General features: G+C 65.5%; 16 protein-coding genes and 2 pseudogenes. 13 read left to right on the forward strand and 5 right to left on the reverse strand.

Annotation, left to right across the window (positions count from 1 at the left end; all coding sequences use genetic code 11):
- The first annotated feature begins 76 nt into the window (after nt 1–76).
- From pruA to DTA22_RS01865, 5 genes are all read left to right on the forward strand, one after another.
- Nucleotides 77–1,714 (forward strand): L-glutamate gamma-semialdehyde dehydrogenase, encoded by a 1,638-nt coding sequence (gene pruA, locus DTA22_RS01845; RefSeq protein ID WP_112298336.1) that lies wholly within the window; start codon nt 77–79, stop codon nt 1,712–1,714.
- Nucleotides 1,714–2,679: a proline dehydrogenase family protein gene (locus tag DTA22_RS01850; protein ID WP_112298337.1), complete on the forward strand. Its 966-nt coding sequence runs from the start codon at nt 1,714–1,716 to the stop codon at nt 2,677–2,679. The genes pruA and DTA22_RS01850 overlap by 1 nt, the downstream gene beginning before the upstream one ends.
- 335 nt (nt 2,680–3,014) lie before the next feature.
- The gene (locus DTA22_RS01855; RefSeq protein WP_112298338.1) at nt 3,015–3,242 is read left to right on the forward strand and encodes a DUF7218 family protein; all 228 of its coding nucleotides are present in this window, start codon (nt 3,015–3,017) and stop codon (nt 3,240–3,242) included.
- Between the two features lie 77 nt (nt 3,243–3,319).
- A complete protein-coding gene (locus DTA22_RS01860; protein ID WP_112298844.1) occupies nt 3,320–3,733 on the forward strand; it encodes a VOC family protein in 414 nt (137 codons plus the stop codon).
- Nucleotides 3,734–3,860: 127 nt separating this feature from the next.
- Nucleotides 3,861–4,448, forward strand: coding sequence for a TIGR03086 family metal-binding protein (locus DTA22_RS01865; protein ID WP_037239144.1), 588 nt, complete (start codon nt 3,861–3,863; stop codon nt 4,446–4,448).
- 370 nt (nt 4,449–4,818) lie between these two features.
- Here DTA22_RS01865 and DTA22_RS01870 read toward each other — a convergent pair whose 3' ends face one another.
- Nucleotides 4,819–5,334 carry an NADPH-dependent FMN reductase gene (locus tag DTA22_RS01870; protein WP_218027693.1) on the reverse strand — a complete coding sequence of 172 codons (516 nt, stop codon included), beginning with the start codon at nt 5,332–5,334 and terminating at the stop codon, nt 4,819–4,821.
- Nucleotides 5,335–5,701: 367 nt separating this feature from the next.
- Between DTA22_RS01870 and DTA22_RS01875 the strand changes: the two genes are divergently transcribed.
- On the forward strand, nt 5,702–7,177 hold the full coding sequence (locus DTA22_RS01875) for an MFS transporter (RefSeq protein WP_037239059.1): 1,476 nt from the start codon (nt 5,702–5,704) through the stop codon (nt 7,175–7,177).
- Nucleotides 7,174–7,818 (forward strand): TetR/AcrR family transcriptional regulator, encoded by a 645-nt coding sequence (locus DTA22_RS01880; RefSeq protein WP_037239061.1) that lies wholly within the window; start codon nt 7,174–7,176, stop codon nt 7,816–7,818. Before DTA22_RS01875 ends, DTA22_RS01880 begins: the two co-directional genes overlap by 4 nt.
- A gap of 136 nt (nt 7,819–7,954) precedes the next feature.
- Here DTA22_RS01880 and DTA22_RS01885 read toward each other — a convergent pair whose 3' ends face one another.
- Nucleotides 7,955–8,278, reverse strand: a complete 324-nt coding sequence (locus tag DTA22_RS01885) for a DUF4267 domain-containing protein (RefSeq protein WP_146777747.1) — start codon at nt 8,276–8,278, stop codon at nt 7,955–7,957.
- A 163-nt stretch (nt 8,279–8,441) separates the two neighbouring features.
- On the opposite strand from DTA22_RS01885, the gene DTA22_RS01890 reads away from it, so the two are divergent.
- Nucleotides 8,442–8,885 (forward strand): DoxX family protein, encoded by a 444-nt coding sequence (locus DTA22_RS01890; protein ID WP_037239065.1) that lies wholly within the window; start codon nt 8,442–8,444, stop codon nt 8,883–8,885.
- Nucleotides 8,886–8,889: 4 nt separating this feature from the next.
- Here DTA22_RS01890 and DTA22_RS01895 read toward each other — a convergent pair whose 3' ends face one another.
- On the reverse strand, nt 8,890–10,185 hold the full coding sequence (locus DTA22_RS01895; RefSeq protein ID WP_037239068.1) for a wax ester/triacylglycerol synthase domain-containing protein: 1,296 nt from the start codon (nt 10,183–10,185) through the stop codon (nt 8,890–8,892).
- A 126-nt stretch (nt 10,186–10,311) separates the two neighbouring features.
- Nucleotides 10,312–11,958, reverse strand: coding sequence for an alpha/beta fold hydrolase (locus DTA22_RS01900; RefSeq protein WP_112298341.1), 1,647 nt, complete (start codon nt 11,956–11,958; stop codon nt 10,312–10,314).
- A gap of 412 nt (nt 11,959–12,370) precedes the next feature.
- On the opposite strand from DTA22_RS01900, the pseudogene DTA22_RS01905 reads away from it, so the two are divergent.
- Together DTA22_RS01905 and DTA22_RS36560 are read left to right on the forward strand one after the other, a co-directional pair.
- Nucleotides 12,371–12,592, forward strand: a pseudogene (locus DTA22_RS01905) (AMP-binding protein); the annotation flags it as partial.
- 340 nt (nt 12,593–12,932) lie between these two features.
- The gene (locus tag DTA22_RS36560) at nt 12,933–13,067 is read left to right on the forward strand and encodes a hypothetical protein (protein ID WP_255221683.1); all 135 of its coding nucleotides are present in this window, start codon (nt 12,933–12,935) and stop codon (nt 13,065–13,067) included.
- On the opposite strand, the gene DTA22_RS01915 is transcribed toward DTA22_RS36560, so the two are convergent.
- Nucleotides 13,045–14,286, reverse strand: a complete 1,242-nt coding sequence (locus tag DTA22_RS01915) for a PucR family transcriptional regulator (RefSeq protein WP_245973242.1) — start codon at nt 14,284–14,286, stop codon at nt 13,045–13,047. The genes DTA22_RS36560 and DTA22_RS01915 overlap by 23 nt on opposite strands.
- Before the next feature lie 458 nt (nt 14,287–14,744).
- On the opposite strand from DTA22_RS01915, the gene DTA22_RS01920 reads away from it, so the two are divergent.
- The 3 genes and pseudogenes from DTA22_RS01920 to DTA22_RS01930 all read left to right on the forward strand — a co-directional run bounded on the left by DTA22_RS01920 (nt 14,745) and on the right by DTA22_RS01930 (nt 16,402).
- Nucleotides 14,745–15,545, forward strand: a complete 801-nt coding sequence (locus DTA22_RS01920; RefSeq protein ID WP_245973241.1) for an SDR family oxidoreductase — start codon at nt 14,745–14,747, stop codon at nt 15,543–15,545.
- Nucleotides 15,546–15,577: 32 nt separating this feature from the next.
- A pseudogene (locus DTA22_RS36565) lies at nt 15,578–15,765 on the forward strand (enoyl-CoA hydratase-related protein); the annotation flags it as partial.
- 43 nt (nt 15,766–15,808) lie between these two features.
- Nucleotides 15,809–16,402, forward strand: coding sequence for a citrate/2-methylcitrate synthase (locus tag DTA22_RS01930; RefSeq protein ID WP_409372684.1), 594 nt, complete (start codon nt 15,809–15,811; stop codon nt 16,400–16,402).
- Nucleotides 16,403–16,405: the final 3 nt, after the last annotated feature.

A 16,405-nucleotide genomic window follows, 5' to 3' on the forward strand; every position in this document is an offset into this window, starting at 1 on the left:
TGAGCCCTGTTCCGGTGTTGACTACGTCTAGTTCGAGCGGCGGTCCCTTCGCCGCCACACCCCCGTAGGAGGTTCCATGGACGCCGTCACCACCACCCCCCAGCCGATCAACGAGCCGGTGGGCTCCTTCGCACCGGGCAGCGCCGAGCGTGCCCGCCTGCAGGCGAAGCTGGCCGAGCTGGGTTCGAATCCCACCGAGATCCACAACGTCATCGGCGGTGCGCACCGGCGCGGCAACGGCCCCGCGATCGACGTCGTGCAACCGCACCGGCACGCCGCGGTCCTGGGCACCTTCACCAATGCCGGCGCCCAGGACATCCAGGACGCCGTCACCGCCGCCACCGCCGCCGCCCCGGGCTGGCGGGCGCTGTCGTTCGAGGACCGCGCCGCGGTGTTCCTGCGCGCGGCCGACCTGCTGTCCGGACCGTGGCGTGAAACCCTCGCCGCCGCAACGATGCTCGGCCAGTCCAAGACCGCGTACCAGGCCGAGATCGACACCCCGTGCGAACTGATCGACTTCTGGCGGTTCAACGTCCAGTTCGCCCGGCAGATCCTCGCCGACCAGCCGATCTCCTCCCCCGGCGTGTGGAACAAGCTCGAATACCGCTCCCTCGAGGGCTTCGTCTACGCCATCACCCCGTTCAACTTCACCGCCATCGCCGGCAACCTGCCCACCGCACCCGCCCTGATGGGCAACACCGTGGTGTGGAAGCCGTCGCAGACCCAGGCCGTCGCCGCGTACTGGACGATGAAGCTGCTCGAGGCCGCAGGCCTGCCGCCCGGCGTGATCAACCTCGTCAACGGCGCCGGCGCCGAGGTCTCCGACGTCGTTCTCGCCGACCCGCGCCTGGCCGGAATCCACTTCACCGGGTCCACCGCCACGTTCCAGCACCTGTGGCGCCAGGTCGGCAACAACATCTCGAACTACAACAGCTACCCGCGACTGGTCGGCGAAACTGGCGGAAAGGACTTCGTCCTCGCCCACAGCTCCGCGAACCCCGACACCCTCACCACCGCCCTGCTCCGTGGCGCGTTCGACTACCAGGGCCAGAAGTGCTCCGCGGCCTCCCGCGCGTTCGTCCCGAAGTCCGTGTGGGCGAAGATGGGCAACGACTTCATCGAGAAGGCGTCGACGCTGAAATACGGCGATGTCACCGACTTCTCGAACTTCGGTGGCGCCGTCATCGACCAGCGGGCCTTCGACCGCAACGCCGACGCCATCGCCCGCGCCAAGGCCACCCCCAGCCTCACCATCGCCGCCGGCGGCCACGTCGACGACAGCATCGGCTACTTCGTCGACCCCACCGTCCTGCTCGGTGACGACCCCACCGACGAGGCCTTCCGCACCGAGTACTTCGGACCGATCCTGTCCGTCCACGTCTACGACGACTCCGCCGCCGGATCGTTCGAGAAGGTCCTCGACCTGGTCGACACGGGGTCCGCGTACGCGCTGACCGGGTCGATCATCGCCGACGACCGCACCGCAATCGCGAAGGCCACCGACGACCTGCGATTCGCCGCCGGCAACTTCTACATCAACGACAAACCCACCGGCGCCGTCGTCGGACAGCAACCCTTCGGCGGAGCCCGTGCGTCGGGCACCAACGACAAGGCCGGCTCCCCGCAGAACCTCCTGCGCTGGGCCTCCGCCCGCACCATCAAGGAAACATTCGTCCCGGCCACCAACCACCACTACCCCCACCAGGACATCTGATGGCACCCTCCGATCTGCTCCGGCCCGCCCTGCTCGCCGCGGCCCGCTCCCCTCGCATGGAACGGACCGTCACCAAGATCCCGGTGACCCGCAACCTCGTCGACCGGTTCGTCGCCGGCGAAACCGAGGATCAGGCCATTGCCGCGACCACCGATATCCTCGACTCCGGCCGCTACATCAGCATCGACCATCTCGGCGAAGACACCACCGACCTCGGGCAGGCTTCCGGCACCGTCTCGCATTACCTGACGCTGCTGTCCTCGCTGGCGCAACTGGCCCCGGCCACCGACAACGGCAATGGGCCGCGCAACATCGAGATATCCCTGAAGTTGTCCGCCCTCGGACAGTTCCTGCCCCGCGACGGTCACGACGTGGCACTCGAGAACGCCCACAAGATCTGCACCGCGGCCGAAGAAGCCGGCGTCTGGGTCACGGTCGACGCCGAGGACCACACCACCACCGACTCGACCCTGTCGATCGTAGGCGAGCTCCGCGAGGACTTTCCCACTCTCGGCACCGTGCTGCAGGCCTACCTCAAGCGCACCGAAGCGGACTGCCGGGACCTCTCCGGGCCCGGATCGCGAATCAGGTTGTGCAAGGGTGCATACAAGGAACCGGCATCTGTTGCCTACCAAGGCAAGCCCGCGGTCGACGACGCATACCTGCGGTGCCTGCGGATCCTGATGAACGGCCAGGGATACCCGATGGTCGCCTCCCACGATCCGGCCATGGTCGACGCCGCACTGGCGCAGGCGAAGGCCACGGGTCGCACCACCGACGAGTTCGAGATCCAAATGCTCCACGGCATCCGGGACACCGAGCAGTTGCGTCTGGTCACGCAGCAGCAACACGTGCGGGTCTATCTGCCCTACGGTGAGCAGTGGTACGGCTATTTCATGCGTCGTCTCGCCGAGCGCCCCGCCAATCTGGCATTCTTTCTCAGGTCATTGACCTCGAAGAATTAATCAGGCACGGGACGCCGTCGCGGTGCGGCCCTGATTGACCCTCGCGCTCGAACCCTGGTTCGCCCACAGCACCGACACAATCATCTACGACGATGACGGTCTTCCCAAAAACCAACCCGGCCGTATCAGCCTTCCTCGGCCGGTCGAAATTGCTCTGCCGTCGTTTGGGTTCCCTCTGACACGGGTAGGCGAAGCAAGTGTGCACTCTTCTGAGGAAGGCACAAGCTCGCCGACGACGACCTGTCACCGATGATGCAGCACCGTCGATTGTGCTGGATGGGAGGACACGAGATGGCACACGCAAAGATTCGCAACCCCAACTCAAAGACCAGGAAATGTACGAAGAACTCCGCGAGAAGGGCGATTCCAAGGAGAAGGCGGCACGAATCTCCAACGCCGCGGCCAGTCGTGGTCGCGAGAACGTCGGAAAGTCGGGCGGGAAGTCACCGTCGTATGAGGACTGGACGGTTGACGAGCTCCAGAAACGTGCCAAAGAACTGGGTTTGCAGGGCTATTCGACACTGAACAAGAAGGAACTCATCGACGAGCTCCGCAATCATTAGCCGTGCAGCTGCCCATTTGCGAGCCCACACGGTCCTGCGCGGCCTCACCAATGCACACAGGAGGACAGGAGAACATCGTGCTGCTCGATGGGGTCAACCACATTGCCTGGATCTCGAAGGATGCCGCCCGGTTGGGCCGGTTCTACGCCGATGTGTTCGACGCCGACGTCGGACCCACACGCACCCACGGCGACGACGGCAAAGAAACGATGACCATCATCCGCATCGGCCCGCACACCGAGTTGAACATCTTCGTGATCGAAGGCAACACCGAGCCTGAGCGCCAAACACCCATGTGGGGACGGGGACGCATCGACCATGTCGGCCTGCAGGCCGCCTCACGCGAAGCATTCGCCACGATTCGGCAACGACTGATCGACAAGGCTGCCAGCGACGGAACCGTCAACGACTTCGGCGCCGTCCAGAGCATCTTCTTCCGCGACCCCGACGGACTCGAAGGGGAAGTACTGATCGCCAAGTCCTCCCAGTAGTACGCCGTGGACGGTGGCCGAAAGTCGACCCCCACGCCGATGACCCAGATTCCGACCTCGATCACTGCAGCCCGTCGTAACGTGGGATCTCCACCGATCTGCCTGACCGACGCGAGGAGTGCTGAAGATGTTCGATCTCCAACCCGCCACCGACGTGATGGCCGCTCTCGTCGAGTCCGTGCGCGACGAGCAACTCACCGCACCGACACCGTGCCCGGAGCTCACCGTCGGTGATCTCCTCGACCACATCGACGGGCTGTCACTCGCGTTCACCGCCGCTGCGACGAAGACCCCGCCGGCCGGGGGCAGCCAGCCGCCCTCCGCCGACGTCGCTCGCCTCGGCACCGACTGGCGCACCCGGCTCCCGCAGCGACTCACCGCTCTCGCCGGAGCCTGGCGTGAGGAGACGGCATGGCACGGGATGACCCAGGCGGGTGGACTCGACCTACCGGCCGACATCGCAGGCGCGGTCGCGGTGGACGAGATCGTCGTGCACGGCTGGGACCTCGCCGTCGCCACCGGCCAGAACTTCCACTGCACACCGGAACTACTCGGCGCCGCATACGGGTTCGCGAAGTCGTCGGCCGACCAGAACCCCCACGGCACACCTGGACTGTTCGGGCCGCCGGTGACCGTTCCAGACTCCGCGCCACTGCTCGAACAACTGCTCGGCCTCACCGGACGCGACCCACAATGGGTTCCCGCCGCCACATAGCGGGTATCGACCCCGAACGCGGCCGCTGCTCGAACTCGGCGATGGCGCCGAGGATCTGAAAGGACACCCGGCACACGTGGCCCGAGCCCGTTCCTCGGTGCTCACTGACGGTTTCCACGTCGTCTCGATCGACATACTTGGACACGGCGACGGCCGCGAAACGCACAGGACCAACGCTGGGTCGCCGAATTCCGCCTGACCGGGGCGGAAGGCAGTCCGTCGTTCGGCCGGATCCTCGCCGGCACAGCGCATCAGTGGCCGAACGCGCCGTCCCGGAATGCCAGGCGACCGTCGACGCCTTGCTGGCCCTGCCCGGATATCGGCGAGCGCAAGCGCAGAGCTCGACGTGAAAGATGAGCTGAGGAATGTGTCATCCCACCTGACTCCAGATCTGTGCCAACGACTGCGCGACGTGTTCGTTCCGGATCTCGCCCTTCCCGTCTACCGCGTCCCGTCCGACCGGTACGGCGATGCATGCCGACCGGAGCAGTCGCGCTCCGACGTAACCCAATACGGTTTCCAGGGTGCTCACCGCACCGTGGCCGCGCCCCGGCGCGGCGACGTTGATCCACGCCACCGGTTTGTCGGTCATCTCGGTTCCACCGACTGTCCAGTCCAACAGGTTCTTGAAGCTGCCCGGCAGTGTGCCTGCGTACTCGGGTGTACAGAACAGCACGATGCCGGCATCCCGTATGAGCTGCCTCAGGGCGAACACTTCGTCGGGAAGCGGATCGTGGTCGTCGTCGGGGTTGAACGCAGGAAGTGTCGACAATCCGCGGTAGATGGTCGTTGTCGCCGTCGGCGGAGCCGATTCGGCGATTGACGCGAGAGCGGCAGCATTGGTCGAGGTCGCTCTGGTGCTCCCTGAGACAAGCAGAATGTTCACGAGGTCGATGTTCGCACGATCAGGAAGATGGATGAACGACTCCACGGCGGGGTTTCGATGACTCTCGCAAATGCGTTGCAGCGCAAGCCGTCGAGTCAGCGAACCACATCTCATAATCCTGTTGTATCCGCCCCCGAGGGTCGACGTTTTTCACGCTATTCGTTGCAGTGCGCAATGCAACAGTGTTGTGAGAGCCGCTGGTTCCGAGCCGACCACGTCCGACGGCCCCGTCGGGTGACGTTTCCTGCACATGATCAGACACCGCCCACCCCGGACGACCATGACCCACTCGATACAGGCAAGCCTCCGCTTCGAATGATAGATTCCTGGCATGCGGAGTGATCGCTCCGCTTTGTTGGGAGTATTTATGAGACCCGCTTCGCTGCGGACGCACTATCAGCTGACGTTTGCCGTTCTCACTCTGGGTGTAGGCGCCTTTGCGCTTCTGCAGTCACTGGTGATGCCGGTGCTGCCCACCCTCGAGTCGGAGCTGGGCACGACACAAGCCGATGTCACGTGGGTGTTGACTGCCTACCTGCTGTCGGCGTCGATCTTCACCCCGGTCGTGGGACGCCTCGGTGACATGCACGGCAAGAAGCGCCTGTTCGTGGTTGCACTCGTCGCGCTGGCGGTCGGGTCTCTGCTCGCAGCCCTCGCGACGTCGCTGTCGGTGATGATCGCCGCCCGGGTGATCCAGGGAATCGGTGGCGGTGTGCTGCCCTTGGCGTTCGGCATCATCCGCGACGAGTTCCCCGAGGAGAAGGTGGTGGGAGCGGTCGGGATCATCGCCGCTCTCACCGCTGTCGGCGCCGGTCTCGGCATCGTCCTTGCTGGTCCTATCGTGACCGTGCTGAGTTACCACTGGCTCTTTTGGATTCCGCTGATCATGGTCGTCCTGGCCGGGCTGGCCGCGCAGATTCTGGTCCCCGAGTCTCGCGTTCGCACCGCCGGGAGGATCAACTGGCTCACCGCCCTGCTGCTGTCCGGATGGCTCGTTACGTTGTTGCTCGGCGTGAGCAGGGCGCCCGCATGGGGTTGGGATTCTCCGATCGTCATTGGGCTACTGGTGGCTGCCGCGGTCATCGTGGTCACCTGGGTGGCCGCAGAATCGCGATCCGCCAACCCGCTGATCGACATGAAGATGATGCGAATCCGAAGTGTGTGGGCCGCCAACCTGTTGGCTCTGCTGATGGGGGTCGGAATGTACGCAGCATTCGGCTTCCTTCCGCAGTTTCTGCAGACACCGGTGTCGGCTGGATACGGCTTCGGTGCTTCGGTCACCGAGTCGGGCCTGATGCTGCTGCCCGTGAGCGTGGGAATGTTCCTGCTCGGGCTCGCCTCCGGCCGCCTGGCGGCCCGACTGGGTTCGAAAAACCTGTTGATCGCGGGGTCGATCGTCAGTGCGATCGGCTACTTCGCGGTGGCGCTTCTGCATGAGACCGAAATAGACATCTACGTCGCCATGTCATTGGTCGGGATCGGTTTCGGCCTGGCCTTCTCAGCGATGTCGAATGTTGTCGTCGCAGCGGTGGCACCGGAACAGACCGGTGTCGCGAGCGGTATGAACGCCAACATCCGCACAATCGGCGGCTCGCTGGGCGCTGCATTCATGGCCAGCATCGTCACCGCCGGGGCGTCCTCCTCGGGGGTCCCGCAGGAATCCGGTTACACGAACGGATTCATCATGCTGGGTGTGGCAGTCGGCCTCGGCGCCGTTGCTGCTCTGTTCATCCCGGCAATGAAGCGGGACAAGATCACGCAACTGGAAGAGTCGACCGAGTTGCGACACCCGGAGCTTGCGATGGTCGCGGGAGGCACGCTGGTGGGCGACGAATCCGAATGAGGTCCAACGTGAGCAGTCAGGCAGACGGCAAGGCACTGCGCCGCGACGCCGCGGAGAATCGGCAGCGGTTACTCGACGCGGCAGCGACCGTGTTCAGTGCGCGTGGCCTGGATGTGGGTGTCGACGAGATCGCACGGGTCGCCGGCGTCGGCATCGGCACCCTCTACCGCCGGTTCCCCACCAAGGATGCGCTGATCAGTGAGCTCGTTCGACAGGTGCTCGAAGAGTTCGTGGCCCTGGCCAATGAGGCGCTTTCCGCACCGGATGGTGAGGGCCTGGAGCAGATGCTCTACGGCAGCGGGACACTCCTGGCCTCGAACCGCGGGTGTTTGTCTCGCATGTGGAGCGACGACGAGACCACGATCCTGAGGGACGAGTATCGACGGATCCTGTTCGAGCTCTTGGCGCGAGCCAAGCAGCACGGCCGCATCCGCGAGGATGCCACCGACGCCGACCTGGATCTCATCTTCTGGTCCGTACGCGGCGTCATCGCGACAACACGCGGGGTTACCGACACAGGTTGGCGTCGGATCATGGCAGTGATGATCGCGGGATTGCGACCCGGCGCGGACAATCTCGACGCGATCCCGATGAGCGCCCAGCACGTCGCGCAAATCATGGACCAATTGTGGGCTCGATAGGCGAGTGGGCACCGTTGCGTTCCCGCCACCACTGCGGCGCATCGACGAAGTGGTCCGGCCATCCTGCTCGGTGCGGACGGATACACCCCATTCGGTGGAGTTGTCGGTCATCCGCATTCTCCTCATGTCGTTTCGGTCAGACGGACAGCAGGACAACGGCTACGATCAGTGCTGGTGCCGTAGCCCCGTGGATCGCGAACGCCGCCTTCCGGTCGCCACCGTTCGACAGCACGATCCACGTCTCGCCCAGCGGGATCACGGCCGGTAGAGTTGGTCGCGGGCCGCGAAGGTGAAGACGATCGTCGATTGCGCCCGCGACATCGCCGAAAACGACGGTCGGGCCGCCGAAACGACTCGTCGTCTCGCCAACGAGATCGAATACAGCCCACAGGTGCTCTACAGCCACTTTCCGGACTGCAGAGACGGCATCGTCAGCGCGGTCGCGCTTCCGAGACTTCACGTACGTCATGCTTCGCCGCGGTGAGTTTTCCCGCCGCCTCTGGTCTGTACAGGTATGAGTCGACACGAAGCGTGCGGAGCGGCCACCGTGTCCGCCGTGCGCCGACGGGCAGGTGCCATAGGCCAGCGGTGTACAGCTTCATGAACAGCAAGGAGAAAGTCTCATGACATCGACACCACCCTCCACGGGAGCCTCCAACGCGACGCCGGCGCCGACGGACGGAACCACGAAGAAGACCCGAGTCGCCGGACTTGTCGTCAGCGTCCTCGTGGTGCTGTTCCTCCTGTTCGACTCGCTCATCCACATCGCGAACACCCAAATGGTGCGCGAGGCGATGGCCGATCTGGGTTTTGCCGAGAATCTCAACCGTGTCATCGGGGTGGTTCTGTTGGTGTGCCTGATCCTCTACCTCGTGCCCGCTACGTCGATCCTCGGTGCCGTACTGCTGACCGGATACCTCGGTGGAGCGGTCGCCACCAACATGCTCACCGAGCAGCCGATCATCAGCACCACCCTGTTCCCGATCTACGTCGGCATCTTCGTGTGGGGCGGGCTGTACCTGCGTGACGCGCGGGTGCGATCGATCATGCCCGTCCGGCGCACCTGACGACCTACCTGCATCCGGAGGCGTCTCGCAATTCGGCGTATGAATCTTCCATCGCCTCCGCCAGCCGGGCAACGTCGGGCAGCGCCTCGGGGTCGGTGCAGAGCCCGATACCGACGATCCCGGCGCAGGAGATCGCCGAGATCCGCAGTGCGTGGTGAGCGGCGGGTTCCGACGAGGAGAAGAGTCGCTCGACCCGGCGTTCGGAAACGCTGACCGGCACGCGCGGACCGGGGACGTTCGAGATCGACAGGCTGAACTCGCGCGCGCTGCCGGCGAGTCGCTGTGCGGCCTCCTCTACGCGCTTCACGCGGCCGAGTGCGTGGAAGAGGTCAAAGAGCTCTTCGGCATCGTCGAGCAGTTTGCGCTTGCTGGTCTCGGCGTTGATCCGGTCGAGTCGGGTGAGCGGATCCGCCTCGCCCAGAGGGAGATCGACGTTCATGAAGGAATCACGGTTTCCGAGCTCACCCGCTCCCTCATCTCGGTGGTGAAGGCTGACCGGAACTTGAGCTCGAAGATGCGGGAGCGCCGCCTCGCCGGCGCCGAGCCAGCTGCGCAGGCCGCCGGCGACGATCGCGAGGAGCACGTCGTTGACAGTTGCGCGGGTGGGACGCGAGGCGCCGATTGCCTTCAGCTCCGGGAGCGGGGCGACGGTGAAGGCAAGCTCGCGGGCGGCACTGATCGGGCGGTCGAAGGGCGAGCGTGAGCCGCGATGGCCGAGCTCACGATGCACAGCCGCGGGCATCCGCAGTGCCTCGTCGACCCGCGAATGCTGCGGCGAAGCGGCGCGGAGGCCGGGTCGCTTTCCTCGCGGGGGCGGCTCGAGGTGTGGATCCCAGAGCACGTCGTCCAGGAAGCGAACCGCGCTGATCCCGTCGGCCATCGCGTGATGGATCCGGGCCGCGATCGCTTCGCGCCCGTCGCCGAGTGGGCCGATCAGATCGAACGTCCACAGTGGACGCTCGTGATCGAGGTGCTCGGACATCAGCTTGCTGACGACCTGCCACAGATCGCTGCGCGAGGCGCACCCGGGCCCTTCCCGGCGCCGGACGTGGTCGCTGATCTCGAACGCGGTCGCCTCGACCCAGCGCGGCTCCGGTCCCGAGGTGTCGATCCGCTGCATCGCCCGCGGCTGGCTCGAAAGCCGCTCCGCCACCGCGGTTCGCAGGGTCTCGAGGTCGAGCGGACCCGAGCCCGGCTCGAGAACGACGAGCTTGAGCGTGTGGCCGGTTATCACCGCCGATTCGAGCCCCAGGATGGTCGCATCGTCGGCGGAGAGCCGATCAGGATCCTCGCGGGTCACCTGGGCAAGTCTATTCGGGTGTGCACCTATCGGAACCCGGAATGCCGGTCTCGTAGCCCGGCATGGCCGCCGCCACCTGGCCGGCGGTGCGCTTGTCGCCGGTCGCGGCGGGGAACCAGACGGGTGTCACAACGGTGCGGTGATCGGTGCTTCGGGGGCGTGCGTGACGGTGGTGTGTCCATCCTCGAGGTACTCGGTGACGGCCTGGTCGATGACGGTGTTTCCACCCTGGATCCCCGCACCGTGATCGCCTCCGTCGACGGTGACGAGGTGCGCCCCCATGTCGCGGGCCAGTTGGACTCCGCCCTGATAGGGGGTCTGGGGGTCGCGCATCCCCTGCAGGACGAGCGGCGCCGTCGCCAGTCCCCGATTGCTCAATGCGGGCAGCGCGGCGACGGGCGGCGCACCGCCACACGCGGGTCCGGCGCTGTAGCTGTACCCGATGAGGTCGAAGAGATCTCCGGTGACGAATGTGGAGAAGAGCCATCCCGGGATGCGGTCCGGCCGGGCCGCCACACTGTTCTCGTTGCACAGGACGAGTGTCTGCATCATCTGGGACTGGGCGATCCGCTCGTACTCCTGCTCCGTCAGGTCGTCCATCGCGGTACCGTCGGGAATCGCGTCCGGGCCGTCGCGGATCACCCGGGCCATGAGCGGCCAACTGTTCCGGGCGGGAAGCACCTGGCGCGTCATCACGTAGATGCCGGACGACATCTGGGTACGCGACGGGTCGGCGAGGCTACGAACGAAGGCCTCGAACTGAACGCGTGCCGGTCCGGTGAGATCGACCCCGCCGCGGTAGGCATCCGCAAGGGCTTCCAGGCCGGGCGGTACGTCACCGACCTGGGCGGGTGGCGGCGCGAGCGTCGGATTCCCGCCGGCCTCCTCGACGATCCGGTCCGACCACCGCTGATACACCTTCAGTGGCGTGTCACCGAGCCCGTAGGTGTCGTCGTGGGCGGAGACCCAGTTCATGAGGTCGTAGAAGCGATCCTTGTAGCCGCCGTTCTGCTGCCACAGCACGTCGTTCCACAGCCAGTTCTGGTCGACCGCGGAATCGAGGACCATGCGACCGGTGTGCTGTGGGAAGAGCGTCGCGTAGGTGGATCCGAGGATCGTGCCGTAAGAGAGGCCGTAGATGTCGATGACGTCCTCGCCGAGTGCGAGCCTGACCTGCTCCCAGTCCTTCGCGGTGTTCTCGGTCGTCAGGTGCGCCGTGCTGCCCGGTGCAGCAGACTCGCAGGCGGTACGGATCGCGGCACCACCGAACCCGAGGCTCATCGCCGTCGTGTGTTCGGGGGCCAGCACACACTCGACGGCGCCGGCATAGGGAAGCCCACGCGGTTGGACACCGATCACATCCCACTGTGCGCGGACCGCGTCGGGCAGGATCTCGACGAACATGCTGTTCGAGCCGATCGCATCGCCGCCGGGCCCACCGGGATTGGTGAACAGCACGCCACGGCGCGAGCCGGGATCCTCGGCGCGGTGGCGGGTGACGAGCACGTCGATCGTGCCGGCGGCGGGGTCCGCGTAGTTACGGGGAACGGTGACCGAGGCGCACTGATCGGATGCCGGATCAAGCTCGTATTCGGCCGGGCAGGACTCCCAGCGAAGGCCGGCACTCGGTGCCGGTTGCGCGGTGGCGAGCGGTACCGCCCCCACGGCGACTGTGGCGGTGAGGCCGCCAACGAGGGCGACAAATCGTGTACGCCGTGAGTACCTCGCGCCCGCGCGCTGCCTCGAGTCCAAGTGCCCGTCGATCCCCGACATACTTTCGCGGTCCCCCTCGTCGTCCCGTGTCGTGAGGACAGTGGCGCCTGGGCCGCTCCGCGGCCAGTGCGCTCGCTATCGCTCAGCACCCAGTGTCTCAGACGCACCATCGCGTCGACCGGCAACCCTGTCGTCGTGCGAGCTCAAATGTGGTGTTCGAGGCGCCTTCCGGCGTGAAAGCCATTGTCGAGGATCGACGACATCGCCACCGAGCCACCAGCCGCCGCCGTCGGCCGTTGCCTTCACCTTCGAGGATCGGGGTCCGTCATTTCTCGTCTGTTTCGATCCCGGAGGGTTCACTGTCCGCCGCGGACAAACGCTGGGGCGAACTCGATCCCCGCAGAATATGTCGGACCACACCTCCCGCGCTTAGTGTCATGGATCACACGGCGAATCGAAGGGGATCGAAACAGTGTCCGACATCGGCTATTTCACCTGGGACCTCGCGACGACACACGGTGACGCACCATGCCTGCGCGACGACCACATCGACCTCACGTACCGGCAGTTCGCCGATCGTGTGGATGCGTTCGCGACACAACTGAGCGAACACGGGGTCGGCGAGGGTGACGTCGTCGCGGTGATGCTGCCGAACCGGGTGGAACTGCTCGTCGTCCTGATGGCGGCCTGGCGGCCTCTCTCGGGTCCCGGGAAATGGGACGATATGAGGACGGGGATCCTGACTCTGTAGGACTCGGCCGCCGAGTCCAGGCCAGGGCGGTGTTCCTTCGCGACCCGCTCGAGCCGGAGACGGCACTGCGATGCGGAATGATCGACAGGGTCGTCCATCCACATGAAGTACTGCCGGAGGCCATGCGGTTGGCGCGTGCGCTCGCAACGACACCTCCACCCCTGGATGGGATCGGCGCAGCGGTCATGCGTCGTCGCGCCGGCAGGAACACCTCCCGGCACCGCAGCGATCCTGTGGTGCCGGGCCCGCCGCCCACCCCACGACGAAGACGAACCGAGGAATCATGCTGGAACGACTGTACGCAGCCCTACTGGCCGCAGCCGGACTGTCATTCGGCGACTACATCGCCCTCGAGGACGCGGTGAGCGATCCAGACGAACTGCCGCGGACCGCCATCATCGCCCACCCCCACCTTTGACCGCCGGCTCACCCTTTGCCTGATCCGGTGTCAGGACCACCGGTCCCAGCCATTGGCACACGAGCAGGGCGAGTTCGACGGCCAGGCGATCCCCGGTGAAGTCTTCCCCTCGTTCCTCCGCGGCCCGCTTCACCCGATACTTGACCGAATTGTAGTGCAGATCCAGCTTTTTCGAAGCAGCGACGTTACTGAGGTTGCTTGCGAGGTAGACCTGCACGGTCTCGCGTAGGCGGGCCGCGTTCTCATTGTCCACCGCCAGGCCGCGCAAGACGCTGCGCACCCACGTCCGGGTGGCCGCGAGGTCCTCTATCAGCAGTGCGACCGTCGACACTCCTGGGTCGTCGTACGCGGTCACGACGGGGGCATTCTTTCCTGCAGCGATAGCTAGCGCTCGTGCGCGTTGAGCACGCGTGTACGACTGCCGAAATCCTTGCGGGCCGTTGGTGACCCCGCCGACCGCCATGACAAGCCCCGGATGGCGCGCCTCGAGGAACTCGCGCAGTTCGCCGTAACCTCGCCGGGGAGCCGAGCGCGTACCGAGTGGGACCCATACCCATCCGGTGACGCGGTCGGCCGCAACGAACAACGGATCGGTCGCTGCGCCCATGAACCCTGAGAAGTCGTGTGCCGCCGACTCGATTCTGGCCAGCATGTCTCCCGAACCGGTATCGGGAACCCAAATGATGGCCGCCAGGTGATTCTGATGCAGCACATAGTTGAGGGCGGCGCTGGCCCCGGCGTCCGGGTGTTCGTTGCCCGCCAGGATTTCCTGGACTCGGACGGCACGAACGCTGCTCTGGTGGGCAAGCCACCGTTCGCGTTCACGCTCGTAGACTTCGACCACCTGCTGCGACACCCTGTCGATGTACACCGACATCACCGTGATGATGCGCTCGAGCACCGGAACACCCAGCTCCGGCTCGACCGCTTCCCCACCCAGCTCGTCGAACACCAGCTCGAGAAGGTTGGTCTGTCCGAGTCGGTATGCGCGCACGAGCGCGTTCACGGGAACCCCTTGCTGAGCAAGACGTCTCGCGTATTCCATCGCGGCAGCCGGCGCTTCCAGATTTTCCGGTGCGATGTTGTGCTGCAGCGTGTGGAAGATGGTGTCGAGGTTTCCTTCGACACTCGCACCGAGCAGGTCGAACAGCTGCCGATCGGCACGCAGATCGGGAATCTCGCTGTACAGAACATCCGTGATATCGGCCGTCAACGTCACCAACCGCTGGTTGAGCGAGCCCGCGATCCGTGCGACCAACAGCGCGGCCCGCTCGTCGTGTGAAGCCATGCGAAGACAATAGAGCAGTCGACACCCCAGCATGACGATTTATCCAAAACGTCATGCTCAGCGTCTCTACCTGCACACTTCCGCCCATCCGGCTGTCCACCTCCTCACCGACACGACATGAGCATGTCCCCATAGGACAAACGGACCACGTTTCTTGATGCTTCGCGGACGTGGTCACCATCACAGGACTCTCCTATCGTGAAGAGCGCTCGGCCAACGCGTGCGAACTGCTCGGTGAGCGACTCACGGCACCCCGAGACTCCGTCGTACGGGATTGGTTCGAGCGTTACCGTCCAAGTTCGACAGGCGCGGAACGGCTTCTCACCCACAGCGTCAACTACGAAGGGATTACAGTGAACAACACGAGCTTCCGCGGGAGAACCGCCGTCATGTCCGGAGGAAGTCGTGGCATCGGACTTGCCATCGCCCGCGCGATCGCGAGCCGCGGTGGGAACGTCGTCCTGCTTGCCAAGACCGATACCCCCGACCCTCGACTGCCCGGGACGATTCACACCGCCGTCGCAGAACTGAACGAGCTGGGCGGACACGCCGTACCCGTTGTCGGCGACGTCCGAAGCGATGGCGATATCGCCCGGGTCGTCGACGCCGCCCTCGACAACTTCGGCGGCATCGACATCGTGGTCAACAACGCCAGCGTGCTGGATATCTCGAAGACCGAGGACCTGCCGCTCAAGCGGTTCGATCTGATGCAACAGGTCAACGTGCGCGGCACTTTCGCGCTGACCCGGGCATGCCTTCCGTACCTGCAGAAATCCTCCGCCCCGCACGTACTGACGCTCTCACCGCCACTGAACATGTCGCAGCATTGGCTGGGCACCCATCCGGGCTACATGCTGGCCAAATACGGGATGACGCTGGCCGCGTTGGGCATCGCCGCCGAGTACGCGAATCAACCCATCTCCAGCAACTGCCTGTGGCCGCAGACGATGATCGCGACGGCAGCGGTCGGGAACCTACTCGGCGGCCACGACAGCCTGGAACACTCCCGCTCCCCCGAGATCATGGCCGATGCCGCGATCGAACTGCTCGGCCGTCCCGCCGGCACCGACAACGGTCGCACGGTCCTCGACGTCGAAGTACTCACCGAAGCCGGTGTCACCGATTTCACGCCCTACGGTGGAACCGCCCCGTTGACGATCGACATCTTCGTCGACGCTGCAGCGGGATGACATCGCATTCTTCCACGTCAGGCGTCGTAACCGCCGCGGGTGTCGGCGTATCCCTGGCGCTCGCGTGCGACCTCACCGTCGCTACGGAGTCCAGCTACTCCTTCTTGAGTTCAGCAAGGTCGGTCTCATACCGGACGGCGTAGGCACCTCCCTCGTCGCCGCGTCGATCGGCCGCGCCCGTGCCATGAAGATGGCTCTCCTCACAGAACGACTCCCGTCATGGACACGAACAGCAGACCGTACCAATCCATTTCAACCCGGGATTGGAAGGTGTGGTCGCGTTCACCAGCGACATCGCCGAACCCGACAAGGACGGCGGCGCCCTGCGCTACCGCGGCGTCGACATCGAAGAACTCGTCGAGGGGCACGTCACCTTCGGCAACGTGTGGGCCCTGCTCGTCGACGGCCGCTTCGGCCCCGGACTGCCCCCGGCCGAACCGTTCCCCCTGCCCGTGCACACCGGCGACGTCCGCGTCGACGTCCAGGCCGGCCTGGCCATGCTCGCCCCCATCTGGGGATACCAACCCCTCCTCGACATCGACGACGACACCGCCCACGTCCTGCCGATGATCGAAGACACCGAAAAGACCGGCGACGCCCGCACCCTGGTCAAGGGCATCCTCGACCGCAAGGAAAAGCTGATGGGCTTCGGGCACCGCGTCTACCGCGCCGAAGACCCCCGCGCCCGGGTGCTCCGCGCCACCGCCCAACGCCTGAACGCCCCCCGCTACGAGGCCGCCGCCGCCCTCGAACAGAAACGCCTCGGCAAACTCGTCCGCCCCGCCGCCATCTACACCGGACCCGCACCCCGCACCCCCGAATCCGTCGAGGGCTGGGACCAGATCGCCTCGACGTAGGGG

Origin of the sequence: Rhodococcus wratislaviensis (assembly GCF_900455735.1) — a bacterium.
GTDB classification, from domain to species: Bacteria; Actinomycetota; Actinomycetes; order Mycobacteriales; family Mycobacteriaceae; genus Rhodococcus_F; species Rhodococcus_F wratislaviensis.